At 69.6% G+C, this 19,712-nt stretch carries 18 protein-coding genes and 2 pseudogenes; 15 read left to right on the forward strand and 5 right to left on the reverse strand.

Annotated features, from left to right (window positions below; genetic code table 11):
- Positions 1 to 51 precede the first annotated feature (51 nt).
- The 3 genes from ACLZN2_RS15235 to ACLZN2_RS15245 form a co-directional block, all read right to left on the reverse strand.
- Positions 52 to 183 carry a hypothetical protein gene (locus ACLZN2_RS15235; RefSeq protein WP_416978983.1) on the reverse strand — a complete coding sequence of 44 codons (132 nt, stop codon included), beginning with the start codon at positions 181 to 183 and terminating at the stop codon, positions 52 to 54.
- 133 nt (positions 184 to 316) lie between these two features.
- Positions 317 to 463 carry a hypothetical protein gene (locus tag ACLZN2_RS15240; protein WP_416978984.1) on the reverse strand — a complete coding sequence of 49 codons (147 nt, stop codon included), beginning with the start codon at positions 461 to 463 and terminating at the stop codon, positions 317 to 319.
- 70 nt (positions 464 to 533) lie between these two features.
- Complete coding sequence (locus ACLZN2_RS15245; RefSeq protein ID WP_416978985.1) at positions 534 to 746, reverse strand: helix-turn-helix domain-containing protein; 213 nt, start codon at positions 744 to 746, stop codon at positions 534 to 536.
- On the opposite strand from ACLZN2_RS15245, the pseudogene ACLZN2_RS15250 reads away from it, so the two are divergent.
- The 3 genes and pseudogenes from ACLZN2_RS15250 to ACLZN2_RS15260 all read left to right on the forward strand — a co-directional run.
- Positions 717 to 1,444 (forward strand): annotated as a pseudogene (locus ACLZN2_RS15250) (fumarylacetoacetate hydrolase family protein); the annotation flags it as partial. The gene ACLZN2_RS15245 and the pseudogene ACLZN2_RS15250 overlap by 30 nt on opposite strands.
- A gap of 222 nt (positions 1,445 to 1,666) precedes the next feature.
- Complete coding sequence (locus tag ACLZN2_RS15255) at positions 1,667 to 2,596, forward strand: nuclear transport factor 2 family protein (RefSeq protein WP_416978986.1); 930 nt, start codon at positions 1,667 to 1,669, stop codon at positions 2,594 to 2,596.
- 281 nt (positions 2,597 to 2,877) lie between these two features.
- Positions 2,878 to 3,861: an alpha/beta hydrolase family esterase gene (locus tag ACLZN2_RS15260; protein ID WP_416978987.1), complete on the forward strand. Its 984-nt coding sequence runs from the start codon at positions 2,878 to 2,880 to the stop codon at positions 3,859 to 3,861.
- A gap of 189 nt (positions 3,862 to 4,050) precedes the next feature.
- Here the strand turns inward: ACLZN2_RS15260 and ACLZN2_RS15265 are convergent, their stop codons facing one another.
- A complete protein-coding gene (locus ACLZN2_RS15265; RefSeq protein ID WP_416978988.1) occupies positions 4,051 to 4,512 on the reverse strand; it encodes a YybH family protein in 462 nt (153 codons plus the stop codon).
- A gap of 146 nt (positions 4,513 to 4,658) precedes the next feature.
- On the opposite strand from ACLZN2_RS15265, the gene ACLZN2_RS15270 reads away from it, so the two are divergent.
- The 4 genes from ACLZN2_RS15270 to ACLZN2_RS15285 all read left to right on the forward strand — a co-directional run bounded on the left by ACLZN2_RS15270 (position 4,659) and on the right by ACLZN2_RS15285 (position 8,656).
- Positions 4,659 to 5,054, forward strand: a complete 396-nt coding sequence (locus ACLZN2_RS15270; RefSeq protein WP_416978989.1) for a winged helix-turn-helix transcriptional regulator — start codon at positions 4,659 to 4,661, stop codon at positions 5,052 to 5,054.
- Positions 5,055 to 5,356: 302 nt separating this feature from the next.
- Positions 5,357 to 6,703, forward strand: a complete 1,347-nt coding sequence (locus ACLZN2_RS15275) for an acyclic terpene utilization AtuA family protein (RefSeq protein WP_416978990.1) — start codon at positions 5,357 to 5,359, stop codon at positions 6,701 to 6,703.
- Between the two features lie 4 nt (positions 6,704 to 6,707).
- The gene (locus ACLZN2_RS15280; RefSeq protein WP_416978991.1) at positions 6,708 to 7,064 is read left to right on the forward strand and encodes a hypothetical protein; all 357 of its coding nucleotides are present in this window, start codon (positions 6,708 to 6,710) and stop codon (positions 7,062 to 7,064) included.
- A gap of 14 nt (positions 7,065 to 7,078) precedes the next feature.
- Positions 7,079 to 8,656 carry a carboxylesterase/lipase family protein gene (locus ACLZN2_RS15285; RefSeq protein ID WP_416978992.1) on the forward strand — a complete coding sequence of 526 codons (1,578 nt, stop codon included), beginning with the start codon at positions 7,079 to 7,081 and terminating at the stop codon, positions 8,654 to 8,656.
- Positions 8,657 to 8,948: 292 nt separating this feature from the next.
- On the opposite strand, the gene ACLZN2_RS15290 is transcribed toward ACLZN2_RS15285, so the two are convergent.
- A complete protein-coding gene (locus tag ACLZN2_RS15290) occupies positions 8,949 to 9,713 on the reverse strand; it encodes a FadR/GntR family transcriptional regulator (protein ID WP_416978993.1) in 765 nt (254 codons plus the stop codon).
- 374 nt (positions 9,714 to 10,087) lie between these two features.
- On the opposite strand from ACLZN2_RS15290, the gene ACLZN2_RS15295 reads away from it, so the two are divergent.
- From ACLZN2_RS15295 to ACLZN2_RS15330, 8 genes and pseudogenes are all read left to right on the forward strand, one after another.
- A complete protein-coding gene (locus ACLZN2_RS15295) occupies positions 10,088 to 11,449 on the forward strand; it encodes an ABC transporter substrate-binding protein (RefSeq protein ID WP_416978994.1) in 1,362 nt (453 codons plus the stop codon).
- Positions 11,446 to 12,360 carry a carbohydrate ABC transporter permease gene (locus tag ACLZN2_RS15300; protein WP_416978995.1) on the forward strand — a complete coding sequence of 305 codons (915 nt, stop codon included), beginning with the start codon at positions 11,446 to 11,448 and terminating at the stop codon, positions 12,358 to 12,360. Before ACLZN2_RS15295 ends, ACLZN2_RS15300 begins: the two co-directional genes overlap by 4 nt.
- Positions 12,361 to 12,481: 121 nt before the next feature.
- Positions 12,482 to 13,321, forward strand: a complete 840-nt coding sequence (locus ACLZN2_RS15305; RefSeq protein WP_416979006.1) for a carbohydrate ABC transporter permease — start codon at positions 12,482 to 12,484, stop codon at positions 13,319 to 13,321.
- A 74-nt stretch (positions 13,322 to 13,395) separates the two neighbouring features.
- Entirely contained in the window at positions 13,396 to 15,411 is a 2,016-nt protein-coding gene (locus tag ACLZN2_RS15310) for a hypothetical protein (RefSeq protein ID WP_416978996.1), read from the forward strand.
- Positions 15,408 to 15,755, forward strand: coding sequence for an L-rhamnose mutarotase (locus ACLZN2_RS15315; protein ID WP_416978997.1), 348 nt, complete (start codon positions 15,408 to 15,410; stop codon positions 15,753 to 15,755). The genes ACLZN2_RS15310 and ACLZN2_RS15315 overlap by 4 nt, the downstream gene beginning before the upstream one ends.
- 63 nt (positions 15,756 to 15,818) lie before the next feature.
- On the forward strand, positions 15,819 to 18,509 hold the full coding sequence (locus ACLZN2_RS15320; RefSeq protein WP_416978998.1) for an RICIN domain-containing protein: 2,691 nt from the start codon (positions 15,819 to 15,821) through the stop codon (positions 18,507 to 18,509).
- 138 nt (positions 18,510 to 18,647) lie between these two features.
- Positions 18,648 to 19,520, forward strand: coding sequence for an amidohydrolase family protein (locus ACLZN2_RS15325; RefSeq protein WP_416978999.1), 873 nt, complete (start codon positions 18,648 to 18,650; stop codon positions 19,518 to 19,520).
- A gap of 21 nt (positions 19,521 to 19,541) precedes the next feature.
- Positions 19,542 to 19,712, forward strand: a pseudogene (locus ACLZN2_RS15330) (Zn-dependent alcohol dehydrogenase); the annotation flags it as partial.

The following is a 19,712-nucleotide window of genomic DNA, read 5'->3' on the forward strand; positions in this document are numbered from 1 at the left end:
CGGTGCCGCGAGGACCTGCGCGGCGGTGCCCGGACCGAACCCGTGCCGGGGTCAGGACGCGCCTGTGGTCCGGGGCTCGGGCGGCCGCGACGAGCCGGGCCCCCCGTGGGCGTCGCGGTGGCACAGGACACCGCCGATGCGGCCCGCGATGCCGATGACCTCGTCATGGTTGTCGTACCTCATGAGGCGGTGCCGGCGGCCCGCCCGCCGCGTCGAGGACGCCGAACAGGATCATGTCGAGCGTCCGGTCCAGGCGCTCGCGCAGGTCGAAGGGCTCCGGGTCGGCGGCCGTCCAGCGCAGGACGCTCGCGAAGTATCAGGCCGCGATGAGCGAGCCCGCCTCGGCGGGGTCCACACCCCGCCGGACCTCTCCTCGCCGTACGCCGTCCTCGACGATGCGGGCGAGTTCCCGTTCGGGAGACGGATCACGCAGCAGCTGTCCAAACCGGGCCGAGGCCTCCATGAGGACGTCTCCGCACGGGAGTCGATGTTCAGCGTCGCCAGTTCGCCGATGTAGCGCCGGAGCCGCTCGCCTACCGACCGTTGCTCCGCGTGTTCCCGCCGGAGGATCTCCAGGACCCTCGCCCGCCGTCGCACCCCCACTCCTCGATGATGCCCGCCTTCTGGGCGAAGTGGTTGAAGACCGTGGCCCGTGACAGGTCGGCCCGATCTGCGATGTGCTCCATCGTCGTGGCCTCGTAGCCCTGCTCCACGTGATCCGCGAGTTCATGGCCTTCGAGCAGCATCTGGCCGGTGTCGCGCGGGGGTTCGGGGACGACATCCCGGCGGCGTGGTACGCCCGGCCCGCCTTCTACTTCACCAACCCGTACGTCGTCGTGGGAGCCTGCGACGACGTGCCCGTGCCGCCCGGCTGCGGGAGGTTCGACTTCGAGCTGGAGGTCGCCGCGGTCATCGGCGGCACCGGGCCGCGACCTGACCCCGGAGCAGGGCCGGGACCACATCCTCGGCTACACGATCCTCAACGACTGGACCGCGCGACCTGCAGGCCTTCGAGATGCAGGTCGGGCTCGGCCCGACGAAGGGGAAGGACGCCGCGACCACCCTCGGGCCCTGGCTCGTCACGACCGACGAACTCGACGCCCACCGCGATGACGAAGGGCGCCTGGACCTGGGACTCCGCGTCGACGTCAACGGCGTCACCGTCGGTCGCGACAGGCTCGCCAACATGGCCTGGACGTTCGAGGAGATGACGTCGTACGCCTCCCGCGGCACCGAGGTCCGCCCGGGCGACGTGCTCGGCTCGGGCACCCGCGGCAACGGATGCCTCGCCGAGTTCTGGGGCCGGCGGGGCAGGCTGGACCCTCCCCCGCTCGTCCCCGGCGACAGGGTGACCATGACGGTGGAAGGCCTCGGCACCATCAGCAACACCGTCGTCGAGGACAGAAAACCGGTTCCGGTCCGCAGGGCCCGCAGCAGCGACTGACCCCTCCCCACAACACTGACATGGCACCAATCTATAGTGGAGCAAAGAAGACATAACCCCACAAATGCTGGATCAATTCCCCAGGACTCGCGAGAAGTTAGCTGCATCGTCAGCGAAATGGCTTGCCTTACAGCATCACCTACAGGCAGACTGGCGCTTACCAATGGTTAGCGCTACCTCGTGGTAAGCATCTTTCGATCTTGGAACCACTCAGGAGAGTCCATGTCTGCCCGCACCTCCGCCCGCAGGGCCGCCACCGCCGCACTCGCGGCGGTGGCACTCACCGCCGTCGGCATCGTTCCCGCCGCGTCGGCCACCACCACGACCGTCACCCAGCAGCACCACCAGGGCGACAGCTCCCGGCTCGCCCACCAGAAGTCCGTCGCCGTCCAGGTCCTCAAGGGCGTGTTCGAGCGGGGCGACACCGGTGTCGTCGACCGGTTCGTGCGCGCGGACTACATCCAGCACAATCCGCAGGTCGGCGATGGCGCGGCGGCCCTCAAGGCGGTCGGCCGCTCCTTCCACCAGCAGTTCCCGCGGGCCACGTACTCGGTGAAGCGCGTCATCGCCGAGGGCGACCTGGTTCTCGTGCACTCCCACCTCGTCGCGACGCCGGGCACCCGTGGTAGCGCGGTCGTCGACATCTTCCGCTTCCAGGGAGGGAAGATCGCCGAGCACTGGGACGTACTGGAGGACGTGCCCGCCACCTCCGTCAGCGGCAACGACATGTTCTCCACCCTCAGCCGGCCGCAGACGTCCGCCCCTGGACAGCGATGGCTCACCGAGCGCAACAAGAAGCTGGCGGCCGACTACTACGACCGACTGCTCGTCCGCCAGGACCTGTCCGCCATCGACGCCTATGTGGCACCCGAGTACCACCAGCACAACCCCGGCATCGCGGACGGCCCGGAAGGGGCGCGGGCCGGTCTCGCCGGCCTGTTCCAGCAGTCCCCGCAGCTCGAGGTCCGACCGAAGAGGATCATCGCGGAGGGCGATCTGGTGGCGTTCCACAGCCACTTCGTCCCCTCGCCCGGGGACTCCGGCCTGGCCATCGTGGACATCTTCCGCATCCGCGACGGCAAGGTCGTGGAGCACTGGGACGTGATCCAGAGCGTGCCGACGACCGCCGCGAACGACAACACCATGTTCTGACGGCACGCCCCGGCCGACGGGGCCAAACCGGTCGGCAGAGGACCGCCGTCGCCGCGGGGCGGCGAACACCCCGCGGCGACGGCACCCGCACGACAGCGGCACGACCACCGCCCCAAAACCTAGTCACGTTCGGCATTAGGGAGTAGGGTTCCGGCCGACCCCGGCCCGGCCGGCGGACCTCACCCTCCGCCGACGGACGTCACCCGGGTCCGCCCGGCCCTGCGGTCACGCGGACCCGGGCACAGCCGGGGCCCCGAGCCGCGTTCAAGGGGAGTTGCCACATGTACCGACACAGACACCTGTTCCGCACCCTGTTCGCCTGTGCGACAGCCGCACTTGTCACCGCCGCGGTCATGGTGCCGTCCTCGGCAGCCGCCGAGGACGGCACCGCGGCCTACCGCGGCTGCCCGCTGGAGCCGGGCCGCACGACCCTCACCGTCCGTTCCGGCGGACTGGACCGGCTCGTGGTGGTGTACGCACCGCACCGCACGGCCGTACGCGGCCGACTGCCCCTGGTGCTCAACCTGCACGGCAGCCAGGGCACCGCGGCCAATCAGCTGGACGGCAGCCAGTTGGAGGAGACCGCCGAGAGTGAGGGCTTCCTGGTGGCCGCACCCCAGGGCGCCATGGTCGTGGGCGCCGGATACCAGTGGAACGTGCCTCACGTCACCGACGGGGACGGGCCGGACGACGAGCAGTTCCTGACCGACACGATCACGCAGCTCGTGCGCGCCGGCTGCGCCGACGCGGGCAGGGTCTACGCGACCGGCTACTCCGGCGGCGCCCGGATGGTGTCGCAGTACGCCTGCGACCATCCGGGCCGGGTGGCGGCGATCGCAGCGGTGGCGGGGCTGCGGGCGGGCGCTCCGACGGCGGGGGCCGGCGGCGGCTTCGTACCCGACCCCGAGACCTGTACGCCCGGACGGCCGGTGCCGGTCCTGGCGTTCGCCGGCACCGGCGACCAGATCAACCCGTTCGCGGGCGGCGGTGCGGCGTACTGGGGTTACGGCGCCGTCGCCGCCACGAACCGATGGGCGGCCCTCGACGGCTGCCGCCGGGAGCCCCGGGACACCAGGGTCTCCGAACACGTGACCCGCACCGACCACACCGGTTGCCGCGGGGGCGCCGACGTCACCATGTACGTCATCGAAGGGGGCGGCCACACCTGGCCGGGGGCGACCGTGCCGTGGCCGCCCGTGCTGGGAACGGTCACCCAGGAGATCAGCGCGAACCAGCTGATGTGGCGCTTCTTCCAGGACCACTGACGTCCCGCAGGACGTGGAACACACGGCGCCGCGCGGCTGCCCCTCGGGAGCCACCCGGCGCGGGCCGCCCGGCACCGCGGCGACGCGGTACCACCGCACCGGCCTGCACCGGCCGGTGCGAACGGCACCGAGCCGCCGCTGGGGGCACCGGAGAACCCGGCGCCCCCACGGAGTGCACCGCTGTGGGCGTCAGCGCCGGACGGGCGTGTTCGGCGGCCCTCCCCAGTTCCACGACACGATCTTCCACTGCTCGCCGGACCTGGTCAGCACGAACGTCCAGGTCCCCCGTGCCTCGACGGCGAGTTCCGGGCCGAAGACGTCCGCCTTGGCGTGGGCGACGGCGTACGCGTGGTCGCCTGCGACGGAGATCCGCTGCCAGTCGCCGAGTTCGAACTCGACCGTGGTCAGGCCCGCCGACCCGATGGCGGCCCGCAGATCCCTCCACCACTTCCGCGTCGGAGAGTCGCCCTCCCAGACGAAGGGCGGGAAGGCGTCGACCAGAGTGCCGGAGGGTGCCCAGTCGGCGGCGATCGCGTCTTCGTCGGCGCTGTTCAGGGCGAGCACGTGGTGCCGGATCACACCCTCCACCGCCGCGTTCTCCTCGTCCTGGGACGGCACCGCCGCCACCGCGGAACCTGTGGCCTCGCTCATGAGTACTTCCCTGTGGTCATGTTTGACGGAATCCGGCGTCCCCGGTGAAACCGACCGTATGACCTGCCGAAACGCCCCACAAGAAGGAACTTTGCCGAGACCAGGTCGCATCCGTGTGACCCTGGGAGGGAACGAAGGGCTCTCGTATGTCACACACCGCGTCGGGCTTCCTGGAGAAGCGGAAGACCGCACTCGATCCCCACTGCGTCGTCCGCGACGTGCTGAACCGGGTCGGCGACCAGTGGAGTCTGCTCGTCGTCACGACGCTGGCGGACGGGACGAAACGCTTCAGTGAGCTGTCGCGGGAGATCGGCGACATCTCGAAGCAGATGCTGGCGCGCACCCTGCGCCAGCTCGAACAGGACGGATTCGTACGGCGCACGGTCTTCCCGGAGGTACCTCCTCGCGTGGAGTACGCCCTGACCGAGCTGGGGCACTCGTTCCTCCTGCCGGTCATAGGCCTCGTGGAGTGGGCCGACGCGCACCACGGCGCCATCGCCGCCGCCCGACACGACTACGAAGGCCGCACCCAGGACCGGTGAGCCCCGGCGAAGGCGGGCCGGAGCCGGGGAGGTCCACGCACGGCGGGTCCGCCCGACCGGTCCGGGGGCCGGCCGCGGAGGCGGGTCCGCCACCCGGACGCCGCGGGTGTCCACCGTCCCGGCAGCCGTCCACGCGGTCCTCGGCATGCCAATACCTTGCAGCATTCTGTTTTCACGCATAGCCTTGGCCGACACATGGAACGTTTCAATCAGTACACGGCCGTGCTGTCGCCCTTCGGACCGTATGAACGGCGTGCGGGCGGCCCGCGCCCCGTGTGACCCGAACAGACCACGAGGCACGGATGAGAACGGTGCGGATCGGCTGCGGCGCCGGGTTCGCGGACGACCGGGTGGAGCCTGCGGTCGAGCTCGTCGAGGGCGGCGCCCTGAACTACCTGGTGTTCGAGTGCCTGGCCGAGCGGACCGTGGCACTGGCCCAGTTGGAACGGTTGTCCGATGCGGAGTCGGGGTTCAACGAGTGGCTCGTCGAGCGCATGGAAGCCGTCCTCGCACCGTGCGTGGCGCGTGGCGTGCGGGTGGTGACCAACATGGGCGCGGCCAACCCGCTGGCCGCCGCCCGTGCGATCCTCGATGTCGCCCGCCGCCTCGGCCTGGACGGGCTGCGGGTCGCGGCGGTGACCGGGGACGACGTGCTGGACATCGTCCGGGGGTCGGATCTGCCGTTGACCGGCGCCTCGGGAACGGTCGCGGGGCTGGGCGAGGGGATCGTCGCCGCCAACGCGTACCTCGGCATCGGACCAGTGGTGGAGGCGCTTCAGACGGGCGCGGACGTGGTGGTGTGCGGACGGGTGGCCGACCCGTCGCTGTTCCTGGCACCGATGGTGCACGAGTTCGGCTGGGCCGAGGACGACTGGGAGACGCTGGCACGCGGTACGGCCGCGGGACACCTCCTGGAGTGCGCGGGACAGGTCACCGGCGGCTACTTCGCCGATCCCGGGGTGAAGGAGGTGCCCGGACTCGCGCGGCTCGGCTTCCCCTTCGCCGACATCTGCGCCGACGGTTCCTTCAGCGTCTCGAAGGTGCCCGGCTCGGGCGGACGGGTGACCGAGGCGACCGTCGCCGAGCAGCTGTTGTACGAGGTGCACGACCCCGCCGGGTACGTAACCCCGGACACGGTGGCCGACTTCTCCGGGGCCCGCATCACGCGGGTCGACGAGGACCGCGTGGCCGTGTCGGGGATCTCCGGCGGACCACGCCCGGACCGGCTGAAGGTGTCGGTGGCCTACCGTGACGGCTTCATCGGCGAGGGGCAGATCTCCTACGCCGGCGCGAACGTGGAGGCCCGGGGGCGCCTCGCGCTGGACATCGTCCGTGAACGTCTGCGACTGCTCGGTCTGGACGGTGCGGAGACGCGGTTCGACCTGATCGGCGTCGACGCCGTCCACCGCGGCCCCGACGGCGGCGGATCGGGCCACCGCCCGGCACCCGAGGTCCGTGCGCGGGTCGCCGCACGTACCGCCACACTGACCGATGCCCGCCGGGTGGGGCGGGAGGTGACGGCGCTGTGGCTGAACGGTCCGGCCGGCGGGGCTGGGGCGACACGTTCCGCGCGGGAGAACATCGCCGTGGCCTCCGTCATGTTGCCGCGCCATCTGGTGCGCACCGACGTCCACCTGCTGAAGGCCTGAACCGATGAGACTGTACGACTTCGCCGACGCCCGGTCGGGGGACAAGGGCACGTGCGCGGACATCACCGTGATCGCCCGCCGCCCGGCCGACTTCCCGCTGCTGCGCGACCAGGTGACGGCGGACCGGGTGCGCGCCCATCTGGCAGACGTCGCCCGGGGTACCGTGCGGCGCTACGAGGTGGCAGGGCTGGCAGCATTGAAGTTCGTCCTGGAGGACGCACTGGACGGCGGGGTGACCCGTTCCCTGGCCCTGGACGCGCACGGCAAGGCCCTGGCCATGTGTCTGTTGGAGATGGAGCTGCCCGACGGGTCGTCGGACGGGCAGCCCACGGTGCCGGCACCCGCGCGAACCCGACTGTGAAAGGCGGAAACAAGATGCTTGACCCCCACACGATCGCGCGCCCGGTGGTGGCGACCACCCACGGAGCGGTCCGCGGAGTCTCCGCCGACGAGGGCCTGTGCTTCGCCGGAATCCCCTTCGCCGCTCCCCCCGTGGGCGGGCTGCGGCTGCGACCGCCGGAGCCCGCCGTGCCGTGGTCCGGTGTCCGCGACGCCGCGGGGTTCCCGGCGGCACCGGCTCAGCACGCCGGGATCACACCCGAGCTGGAGGCGCTCGGTCCCCACGCGGTCGGCGTCGCCCGGGCCCTCGGCGCCGCCGACGGCACATTCTCCGAGGACTGCCTGTACCTGAACGTGTGGACCCCCTGCCTCGAAGGCCGACTGCCCGTGCTGATGTGGATCTACGGAGGAGGGTTCGAGACCGGCACGGCGTCGCCGCCGAGCTTCGACGGCGCGGCGCTCTCCCGGCTGACCGGCGCGGTCGTGGTGGCCGCGAACTACCGCGTGGGGGCGCTCGGTTGGCTCCACCCGGCGGGACCGGGCGGCGACCGGTGGGCAGCGAGCGCCAACCTCGGCCTCCAGGACCAGACGGCCGCCCTGCGCTGGATCCGCGACAACGCCGGCCGTTTCGGCGGCGACCCCGGCAATGTCACGGTCGCCGGTGCATCGGCCGGCGCGTTCTCCGTCGGGGCGCTGCTGGCGCTCCCGGACGCGAAGGGTCTGTTCCACAAGGCGATCCTGCAGAGCGGCAGTGTCACGCGCGTGCAGTCCCCCGACATCGCGCGGGCACTCACCGAGAACTTCCTCTCCGCTGCGGGCGTCGCATCCCTCGACGAACTGGCGACCGCCTCGCTCGGCCGCATCCTCGACGCGCAGTCCTCCGTCGTCGACTCCGACATCGGCCGTCGTAACCTGCCGGGCGGACGCATCTGGGGCGTGGTCCACGACGGCACGGTGCTGCCTGCACGCCCCCTCGACGCCGTCGCGGCCGGAGCCGCCGTCGGCATCCCGCTCCTGATCGGCGCCAACCGCGACGAGATCCGGATGTGGGCGGAGCTCGGTGGTGCTGGCTACCGTCCAGCCGACGAGGACGCCCTGACGGCCGAGATGGCCCGGGCAAACGTCGTCGACCCGCCGGCCCTCCTGGAGGCGTACCGCGTACGGCTGCGGGCCGCGGCCCCCCGGCCCGGCGGCACCTCTGCCGCGGCACCGGACGAACTGCGCGACCTGCGTACGCTGTTCCTCAGCGACGCCGTCTACCGCGTCCCGTCCGCCCGGCTCGCCCGCACCCAGGTCGCGGCCGGCGGCCCCGCCCACAGCTACCTCCTGTCCGCCGAACCCTTCGGAGCCGGCACAGGCGCGTTCCACGGCGCCGAGGCGTTCTACCTCGGTGACAGACTCACGGCCCTGGACATCGATACCCCCGACAACCGGGCCGTCCGCGACCAACTCGCCACCGCCTGGAGCCGGTTCCTGCGGACCGGCGATCCGGGCTGGCCGGCTCACGACCTCGCTGGCTCGCCCACCGGAACCACCCACCTGGTCGGTCCGGACCCACGGGATGTCCACGAACCACCTCTCGACATCGCTGCGCACTGGGGCCTCGGCACATGATCGCGCCCGCTCGGGACCGCGTCGAGCGGTCCCCGCGGGCGGTTCGCCGCCGACTCCGAAGCGGGACCGGCCCGACGGGGGACGGACTCCACGAATTCCCCGCCGCCACGTCGCCGGACGGAGAGCCACGGCCGAGCAGGCAGGCCGCTGGCCTTCCGGTCCAGGCGCGGTCCGCCGCAGTCTCGCCCCGGTAGGTCGCCGCGCCGAGTCCTCGCTCCTCTGCCGCGTCGCGTCGACAAGGGCCCAGTGCCGTTCCGCACGGCGGTCGTCCTGACCACGCCCGTCCCTCCCGCTACCCGAACACCCTCCGCTGGATCTCCTGCCGGTAGTCCTCGAGTGTCCTGTCGAGGTGCAGAGCTGTGGCGTCGGCAGCGGCCTCGGGCCGGCCGTCCCGGATGGCCTCGTAGATCGCGGCATGCTCCTCGACCGCGGCCTCGGAGCGAGGCCCGAGGGTGTCGTGCAGCCCGAAGTTGCTGGACTGACGCTGCAGGCGGCGGGCGTCGCGCACGGCAGCCACGAGGAAGCTGTTGCGCGCCGCCCCCGCGACGGCGACGTGGAAGTCCTCGTCCGCCTGGTTGAACACCTCGACCTGGTCGTGGACGAAACCATGACGACATGTCTCCACAGCCACTTCGATGGCCCGCAGATCGGCGGGCGTCGCACGGGTGGCCGCCAGGGTGGCCGCGGCCATTTCCTGCACCCTGCGGAACTCGAACAGCATGAAGATGTGGTCGAGGTCGGTGGGCCGGAAGAAGCCGCCCCAGCGGCTTGCCGTCAGCATGCCTTCGTCGTCCGCGACGAAGAGGCCCCGCCCCTTGTGCGCCCGTACACGGCCCAGCGCCGAAAGGATCTTGACGGCCTCCCGGACCACCGCCCGGCTGGTGCCCAGTCGCCCGGCGAGATCGTTCTCCGTGGGCAGCCTGTCGCCCGGGACCAGGCTCGACTCACCGATGAACTCGAGGATCCGCTCCGCGACCAGTTCATAGCCCGGCCTGTAATTGCGCACCGTCTCCTCTCCTGTCGGCGCAACCGCCGCGGCCTCGGACGTGTCGCTCATCTGCTCTGCCTCCCCTGGTGGTCTCGAGGGACCACACCTGGCCACCTCGAAGTCGCTCGCATGCTACCTCACTCGCCAAATGAATCGTACTTATAAGGGAGAGGAGAGATGACTCTCCTTGAAGATCACCACACCAATAACGCCAAATAACGTGCAATTCAGTACATAAGCATCACCAAATCCTCGGAACTGATGAAACATGTGACTGCTCATCTACTTGACCCACGCCAATATGAGGCGCCTAATTTCTTCCGACAACAGGCACGGAAGCAGTCGTCCGTGACGCCTGTGCCCCGACGCCGCCACGCGCGGCGTCACCTGGTCGCCGCCCTTTTCGCTTCTGCTCGGGCGCCCGCAACGTAGTGGAGTAACACATGACCGCAATGAAGCAGTCCGGTGCCCGAAGAAGAGCGTCGGCCGGGAAGCGCTCGGCGCTCCTGGCGGGGTGCGTCGCCACAGTGCTGGCGGCGGCGACAGCCTGCGGTGGCGGCGGCACGGCGACGACCGCCAAGGACGGCTTCGCCCAGGTCCCGCAGAAGGAGGGCGCGTTGACCGTGTGGGTGGACTCGACCCGGGTGGCCGCCGCGAACCTGTACCAGAAGGAACACCCCGAGGTGAAGATGGACATCGTCACCTACGACGGTGACGCCAACGGGTCGAACTACCTGCAGACGAAGGTCCAGCTCTTCGACCGCACCGGCAAGGGCTGGCCGGACGTCGTCTTCAGCTCGCAGAACAACGAGGCCACATGGGCGGTCGACCAGAAGTTCCTGGCCCCGCTGAACAAGGGCCTCATCCCCGAGGCCACCCTCGGCAAGTTCGCCAAGGGCGCCAACAACGTCTGCACGGTGAACGGAACCGTCTACTGCCTGCGCAACGACCTCTCGCAGGCCGTCCTCTGGTACAACGCCCCACTGATGAAGAAGTTCGGCTACCAGGTGCCGACGACGTGGGAGGACTTCCAGAAGCTCGGCGACAAGGTGGCCAAGGAACACCCCGGGTACCTCGTCGGTGACGCCGGTGACTCCTACACACCGGAGATCTACCTCTGGGCGAGCAAGTGCGGCGCCAACGACATCACCGGCCCCAAGGCCGTCTCGGTGAACACCACCAGCGAGAACTGCACGAAGATGGCCAAGCTCATGGACGGGCTCATCGCGAACAAGTCCATGTCGATCAGTGGGGTGTTCAGCACCGACTTCGGCAAGAACAAGGCCGACAAGGTGCTGATGATGCCCGGTCCGGCCTGGTACGGGGGCGCGCTGTTCCAGGGCACCTTCAAGACGCCGGCCAAGACCATCGGCGCGGCCCCCATGCCGCAGTGGCAGGGCGAGACCTCGCCGTCCACCGGCAACGTCGGCGGCGGCACCTGGCTGCTGTCGCAGCACTCGGCGCACCTCAAGGCGGCCACCGACTTCCTGACCTGGGTCACCACGGACAACGCCTACCAGGGCAAGCTCGCCCCGGGCTTCCCGGCGTACGCGCCGGCCGCCGAGGTCTGGCTCAAGCAGCAGAACGACTCGGGCTACTTCGCGGGCGACATCGGCGTCCTCAAGGACGCCTCGACCCAGGTGTGGTCCGGCTGGGGCTCCGGCCAGTTCAGCCAGGAGGCCATCTGGGCCGCCACCGTCAAGCCGGGCCTGACCCAGGGCAAGAGCATCGTCTCGCTGCTGCCGGCCTGGAAGGACTCGATCGTCAAGTACGCCCAGTCCAACGGATACAAGGTCTCCCAGTGACCCTGACGCACACCTCGGCCGGCTCTGGCTCGCGTCGCCCTCGCGGCGGCGCGCGGCAGAGCCGGGCCGGCATGGCCTTCGTCGCCGCCTACGTGGTCCTGCTGATCGCGTTCGGCATCGTGCCCACCGCGTACGCCGTCTACTTCGCCTTCAGCGACGCCGGGGGCGCCTTCACCGGCTTCGACAACTTCACCACCACGGCACAGGACTTCCGGTTCGTGCCCGCGATCGGCCACGTGGCGCTCTACCTCCTGTTCTGGCTGGCCTCGCTGGTCGTCATCGTGGTGGGGCTGGCCCTGCTGCTGCACCGGCTGGCGTCCGGGGCGGCGAGCAAGGCGCTCCGGTTCCTCTTCTACATCCCCGGCGCACTCGCCGGCGCCGCGAGTGTGCTGGTGTGGCTGTTCATGCTCGACCCGACGGTCAGCCCGGTCTCCGCCCTGCTGGGCGCCCTGGGTTACGACACCTTCGGTCAGGTCATCGCCCCTGGACATCTGCCGATACTGTTCACCCTCATCGCCTTCTGGACCGGCGCGGGCGGCTGGATCGTCGTCATCTACGGCGCGCTGAACAACATTCCGAGGGACGTGATGGAGGCCGCCCGCATCGATGGCGCGGGGCCCTGGCAGACGGCGTGGCGGGTACAGATCCCCATGCTGCGCAAGTGGATCGTCTACATGGTCATCCTCGCCTTCGCCGGTGGCGCGCAGCTGTTCGTCGAACCCCAGCTGCTGTCCCTGGCCAGCGTCGGAGTGGCCGGGCGCGACTACTCGCTCAACCAGTTGTCGTACGACTTCGCCTTCCAGATGAACAACATCAACGGCGCCGCGGCCGTCTCCGTCGAGCTCCTGGTCGTCAGCCTCTCGGCCGCCGCCCTGTTCGTCACACGATCGGGATTCTTCGATGCCGACTGAGACCGCCCAGAGCCCCGCCGTGCGTCCGCGCCCCGGAGAGACCACCGTGAGCCCGAGCCCCCTGCCGCACAAGACGCCCCGGCCGCGTCCCGCCCTCGCGCGCCGACAGGGGTCCCGACTGATGGTGGCCGCCGTGCTCCTGGCGTTCACCGTGTTCTTCGTCCTGCCGGTGCTCTGGCTCCTCCTGGCCGCGACCAAGACGGACCAGCAGCTCGTCCACGGCAACCCGCTCTCGTTCGGATCCTGGCACGCGCTGAAGGCCAACTGGCACGCGCTCGACTCGTTCCAGGACGGCGCGATCCTGATCTGGCTGGGCAACTCCGCCCTCTACGCGGGCGTCTCGCTGGTCATCACGCTGTGTGTGGCCGTGCCCGCGGGATACGCGCTGGCGATGACGGAGTTCCGGGGCCGGCACGTGCTGCTGGTCTCGACACTGGTCGTGATGCTGATGCCGAACGCGACCCTGGTGGTGCCGCTGTTCCTGGAGATCAACGCGGTACACCTGATCGGCACGATGTGGTCGATCGTCCTGCCGTACTCGTTCTATCCGTTCGGCGTGTACCTGACCTACATCTACTTCACCACCGCGGTCCCCAAGGACCTGCTGGCCGCCGCGCGCATGGACGGCTGCAGCGAGTTCGGGGTGTTCCGGCACATCGCCCTCCCCCTCGCCACACCCGTCGTCGCACTCGTCGGATTCTTCAGCTTCGTGGCCAACTGGACCAACTACTTCCTGCCGTACGTGATGCTCCCGGAGAGCGACCAGATGCCCGTACAGGTGGGGGTCGGCACCCTGCTCAGCAGTGTCCCGTCCTTCAACCCGACGGTCGGCTCCCTCGCGATCGAGCGGCCCCAGCTCGCGCTGGCCACCCTGCTGGCCATCACCCCCGTCCTGGTCGTCTTCCTCTTCTCCCAGCGCTTCCTTGTCGCGGGGATGCTTGCGGGCGCCACCAAGGAATGACGTTCTGATCCGCGGCCCGGGTCCGGCCACCGCCACCCGTCAGGCGCCTCCCCCACCCGAACGGAGACCGTTCCATGTCCCTCACTCCGGCCGGCCATGCCTCCGGCGAGGCCCCCTCGCCTCATGTCTCGCCAGAACTGCGAGCCCGCGTCCCGCTGCTCGAACCCCCCGGCTGGGCCGTTGCCCAGCGTGCCCTGTTCGACCTGCTCGACCACGCCTGGCGACGCTTCGCCCGCGACTTCACCGGCCCTGACGGGCGTCTGAGATACGGCGGCGAGCTCACCACACGCGACGGCGTGGACGACTTCTACGAGGTGTTCTTCAACTGGCCGCAGCTGTACCTCCTCGGCGGCGCCGACGACCTGCTGCCCGCCAGCGAGAAGCACTGGGAGGGAGTGACCCGGCAGCTGACCGAACTGGGCATGCTCAAGGACGAGTACGAGCGCGGCTACGACTGGTTCCACCAGGGCGAGAGCCTGCTGCTGCTCTACTTCCTGTGCATGGCCGCCCCTGAGCGCTGGGCCGAACGCGCCCTGCGGTTCGCCGAGTTGTACGTCGACCCCGCCAAGGGCAACTACGACGCCGAGCGGCGCATCATCACCCGCCCGCACAACGGCAGCGACCTCGACCGCACCGGCCTGTTCGACGGCGACGTCTACCCCTGGCTCCTCAAGGAGGCGGAGACCTACGGCTTCCCGCTCGACTGGATCCTGCCGGCCGACGCGCCGGACCACCCGCTCTCCGAAGATCCCCGGCTCGGCCAGGAGATGCGTGACCGCATGGGGACGGGCGACACGGCCGTGAACCTGGCGGCCGCCGGTCTGGTCCTCAACGCGTGGATCCTGTCCGGCGAGGACCGCTACCGCGACTGGATCACCGAGTACGTCGGAGCGTGGCGCGAGCGGGCGGAGGCCAACGACGGGATCCTGCCCGACAACGTGGGCCCGGACGGCGTGGTCGGCGGCCTCCTGGAGGGCCGCTGGTACGGCGGCCACTACGGCTGGTCCTGGCCGCACGGCTGGCACAGCGTGGGGCACGCGGCATGCGTGGCGGCGCTCGCCGCCGCCACGGTGACCGGCGACGACGGCTTCCTGGACATGGTCACGACCACCCTCGAAACCGTCGTCGAGAACGGCAAGGTGATGGCCTTCGCCGATTCCGACTCCAGCCTGCCGTCGAAGTGGCAGGCACAGCTCGGCCCGGACGACATCGGCACACCGACCCTGCACGTCCCGTTCCGCAGGAACGACACCGGGTGGTTCGACTACAACCCGGTCACCCCCGCCGTCCCGGTGGCCCTGTGGCACCACACTGCCTCCGAGTCCGACCGGGCCCGGCTGGAGAAGCTGCGTGAGGCCTCCGGCATCGACTGGCGCACCGTTCGCTCCTACCGGGCCAAGGAGGAGTCAGGACACGAGGAGGCCTGGTTCGCCTTCCTCGCCGGTGACGACCCGGACTACCCGGAGCGGATCCTCGCCGCGGCCCAGGCCCAGGTACGCCACCGGCTGGCCCGCATGGAGCGTTACCGCGACCTGGACGTGCCGGAGGCCGACATCCACCTGTGGCAGCAGTCGAACCCGGTGGCGACCGAGGCACTGGTCCAGCTGACCTGGGGCGGCCCCCAGGTCCTCTACAACGGCGGTCTGCAGCAGGCACGGGTGCGGTACCACGACGCCGACGCCGGCCGGCCGGGTCTGCCGCCGGAGGTCGCGGCCCTGGTCACCTCCATCGCCCCCGAAGCCACCACCGTCGAACTGGTCAACCTCTCTCCCGGGTCCACCCGCACGGTCGTCGTCCAGGCCGGCGCCTTCGCCGAGCACACGATCGGATCGGTGCACTACACCACCTGCCAGGACGACGCCTGGGTCGGTGACATGTACGACTACGGGCACGGGGAGCCGGTCGTCACCGAAGCCGAGGCCGCCGTCGACGGCAGTCTGCTCACGGTCGTCCTGCCCGCGTCCACCCGCATACGGCTGACGCTCCGCCTGGACCTGCGCACGCACAGGCCCACCTACGGCACCCCCTTCGCCACCGACCGCCCCGGGACGTCCGCCGCCGAGACGGAGACCGAGGAGGACACGCGGTGAAGAGGATCGCCCAGACCATCAGGCTCCGGCCGGAACGCCGGGCCGAGTACCTCGCGGTGCACTCCGCCGTCTGGCCCGGAGTCGAGGCAGCGCTGCACCGCGCTCACATCCGCAACTACAGCATCTTCCTCCACCAGGACGTCCTCTTCGCCTATTTCGAGTACGCCGGCGAGGACTTCGAGGCGGACATGGCGTCGATCGCCGCCGACCCCGAGACCCAGGAGTGGTGGAAACTGACCGATCCGTGCCAGGAGCCCTGGCCCGATCGGGGCACCGGGGGGCAGTGGTCGGACATACCGGAGATCTGGCACCTGAGGGATCACGGCTCCGACGGCCCCGCTTGAGGCGTGGACGCGTGCGGGCCCGTCCGTCACGCGCCGCGCTGCCCAGGTAAGGAGAAACATCGGATGAGACCCGCACGGCTCATCACAGGACTGGTCCAGGTCCTGCTGATGGCGTCTGCCGTCGTGCTGCCCGCCCAGGCGGCGCACGCGGCGGCCGACACCAACTTCTACGTCGACCCCTCGGGCGGCAGCGACAGCAACCCGGGAACGAGCACCTCCTCGGCCTTCAGGACGATCCAGAAGGCCCGTGACGCGGTACGCGCGGTGAACTCGAACATGGCTGGGGACATCGTCGTCAACCTGCGCGGAGGCACATATCCGCTCACCTCGACGGTCGGCTTCACCACGGCGGACTCGGGCACCGGCGGCCACAACGTCATCTGGAAGGCCTACGGAACCGAAACTCCCGTCGTCACGAGCGGACGCACGATCACCGGCTGGACCTCGGCAGGCAACGGCCAGTACAAGGCGTCGGTCGGCTCCCTCGACTTCCGCCAGCTGTACGTCGACGGCGTGCGCGCCACCCGCGCCCGCTACCCGGACATCGGCTCCAACTTCCAGCTCCAGGCGAGTGACAAGCCCAACCAGGTCCTGAAGGTGCTCAGCTCCCAGATAGCCAACTGGGACCACCTCGACCGGGTCGAGATGGTGCTGCAGCTGCAGTGGGCGGAGAACTACCTGCGTCTGAAGTCGTACACGACCGCCAACGGCATGGCCAGTGTCTCGATCCAGGACCATGAGGCGGGCATCCTCTTCAAGCGGCCCTATCCACTGCTGTCCAACGGGTCCCCGCTGCACTTCGAGAACGCGCACGAGTTCCTCAACGAGCCCGGCGAATTCTATCTCGACTCGAACGCTCAGACGCTCTACTACCTGCCCCGGGACGGGGAGGACATGTCGACGGCCGCAGTGCAGGTCCCGACCCTGCAGACGCTCTTCGACATCAAGGGCGACAACCTGGACTCCCCCGTCCACAACCTCCAGTTCTCCGGGATCACCTTCGCCCAGACCAACTGGACCGAGGCGAGCCAGAACGGACTGCTGAACGCGCAGGGCGGCAACTACAACATCTCCGCCGACACCAGCAACAACCAGTACGTCAACCGCCCACCCGCCGGCGTCCAGGCCGCGAACGCCGACCACATCTCCTTCACCGGCAACACCTTCACGCAGATGGGCGCGACCGCCCTGGACCTGCACCACGGCGTCCACGACTCCGCCGTCACCGGCAACATCATCACCGACGTCGCGGGCAACGGCATCACCCTCGGCAAGTTCTCCGATCCCACCGTGGAGTACCACACGGTCTACAACCCGCCCGCCTCCCCCGCGGGCGAGGACACACGCGAAGTGGTCAAGGGGGTCACGGTCACCAACAACCTGATCAACCGGACCGGCCAGGACTACCTCGGCACAGCCGGCATCAACGCGGGCTTCGTCAACAGCACCACCATCGATCACAACGACATCTCCGACTCCCCCTGGGCCGGAATCTCCCTCGGCTGGGGCTGGCAGTCCGCCGCCAACGCCGAAGGCGCCAACTCCGTCAGCCACAACCGCATCAGCAACGTGGTGAACCAGCTCTGCGACACCGCCGGCATCTACCACCTCTCCAACGACCCCGGCACGGTCATCAACGAGAACTACATCCACGACGTCGTGCGCTCACCCACCGCGTGCCCCGGGTCGGCCGTCTCGGGCATCTACCTGGACGAGGGCTCCAACAACATGACCGTCGCGAACAACGTCCTCTCGCGCACCGACGGCTTCATCCAGCAGAACGTGAACGGGTCCAACGTCACCCTCACCGGCAACGCCACCACGGGCACCTCGGTCATGAAGGCCTCCGGTCTGCAGCCCGCCTATCAGGGGCTGCTGGCGAAGACCAACCTCGCCTACAGCAAGAGCACCACTTCCTCCTCCGTCTACAGTTCGGGCTGGACGGCCGACCGGGCCAACGACAACGACCCCTCGACGGGCTGGTCCCCCACCTCCACCGACACCTCAGCGTGGTGGCAGGTCGACCTCGGCAAGGCTTACGCGCTCGGACAGTTCTCGCTTACCACGCGGCAGGACCTCGACCAGTCGGCCACCCGCGTCAACTTCGAGATCCGCGGCTCCAACGACCCCGCCTTCGGCAGCTACACCGTCCTGGGTCGCCAGGACTCCGCGACCCTGCCGTATGGGGCGACCCTGACGGCCAAGATCGATGTACGGCAGAAGGTCCGCTACGTCCGGGTCGCCAAGACCGACGGCGGCTACTTCTTCATCGGTGACTTCAGCGTGCAGCAGGCCGGCGGTGCACAGGAGGACTCGGTCACGACACCGACCTTCACCCCGTCGACCAACTACACGATCAAGAACATGAACAGCGGCCTGCTCGCTGAGGTCTACAACAGCTCCACCGCCGACGGCGGAACCGTGGACCAGTGGGCGGGCAACTCGGGCACCAACCAGCAGTGGAACATCGTCCGCGTCAGCGGAAACCTCTTCAAGATCGTCAACCGCAACAGCGGCAAGGTCCTCGACGTCAACAACAAGTCCCACAACAAGGGAACACCGCTCGTCCAGTGGACCTACAACGGCGGCAACAACCAATTGTGGTACTTCGAGTCGACGAACGGCGGCTACGTCATCCGCAACTTCGAGACCAGGCAGGCCGTCGAGGTCGGCAACAACTCGACCAGCAACGGCGCGGCCCTCGACCAGTGGATGGCCCTGAACCAGACCAACCAGCTCTGGACCATCCAGTGACACGCCCGGTGTGACTCGGCGGTCCCGCTGCGACCGGTGTTCCACACCGACCGGTCGCAGCGGTGGCCGAACCGGCACACCCGATCCGGGACCACCAGCCGTCCCTCCCCATCCCTCCAGCACTTCCGTGGAGACTCCGTGTCCGGCCTTCCTTCCCCCACCCTCGTCGACGCCCACCACCATGTCTGGGACCTCGACCGCCGCCCGCAACCCTGGCTGCGGGAGACCGGACTGGAACCGATCCGTCGGTCCTTCACCGTGGACGACCTGAGCGCCCAGGCGACCCACCGGATCGCGGGGCGTTCCCTGACGACAACCGTGGTCGTGCAGTGCACGGCCTCCGTACCCGAGACCGAGGACCTTCTCGCCCTGGCCGACCGGAATCCCCTGATCGGTGCCGTCGTCGGCTGGGCGGACCTGACCTCCCCCTCGATCGGCGACGCCCTCGACGCCCTGCTCGCCGGGCCGGGCGGCACACGGCTGCGTTCGCTGCGCCATCTCGTCCAGGCAGAGGCCGACCCCGGGTGGCTGCAACGTCCGGACGTGGCCCGGGGTCTGCGCGCGGTCCACGAGCGGGGACTCGGCTACGACATTCTGGTGCGAGCGCATCAACTCCCTTCCGCGGTACGGCTCGCCGAGCGCCATCCGGAGCTGCGGCTGGTACTGGACCACGCGGGCAAACCGCCCCTGGCGGACGGAGATCTGGCCGACTGGGCCAAGCACCTGCGCCTTCTCGGCGCCCATCCGCATGTGATGTGCAAGGTGTCCGGCCTCGCCACCGAGGCCGACCACGCGACCTGGTCGTCACAGGACATCCGGCCGGTGTGGGACACGCTGCTCGCCGCCTTCGGCCCTGAGCGGCTCATGTTCGGTTCGGACTGGCCGCTGTGCCTGCTGGCCGGCGGCTGGAACCGCTGGGGCGACGCCGTGCAGGGGCTGTTGGCGGAATGCTCCGACGCCGAGACCGATGCCGTTCTGGCGGGTTCCGCCACCGCCTTCTACCGACTCTGAACTCTCGAAGGAACTCCTCTCATGTCAGAAGCACTCTCTGTTCGTTATGTGTCTGCTCGTGTGTTGGACACGGCTGTGGTGGAGGGGGTGCCGCCGGGCCGGGGGGAGGTGGTGGTGGCTCCGGCGTTCGTGGGGATCTGTGGCACGGATCTGCATATCTTCCACGGGGACATGGATGCCCGGGTGGGTGCG

The organism is Streptomyces sp. T028, assembly GCF_048159505.1.
Taxonomy (GTDB): Bacteria; Actinomycetota; Actinomycetes; order Streptomycetales; family Streptomycetaceae; genus Streptomyces.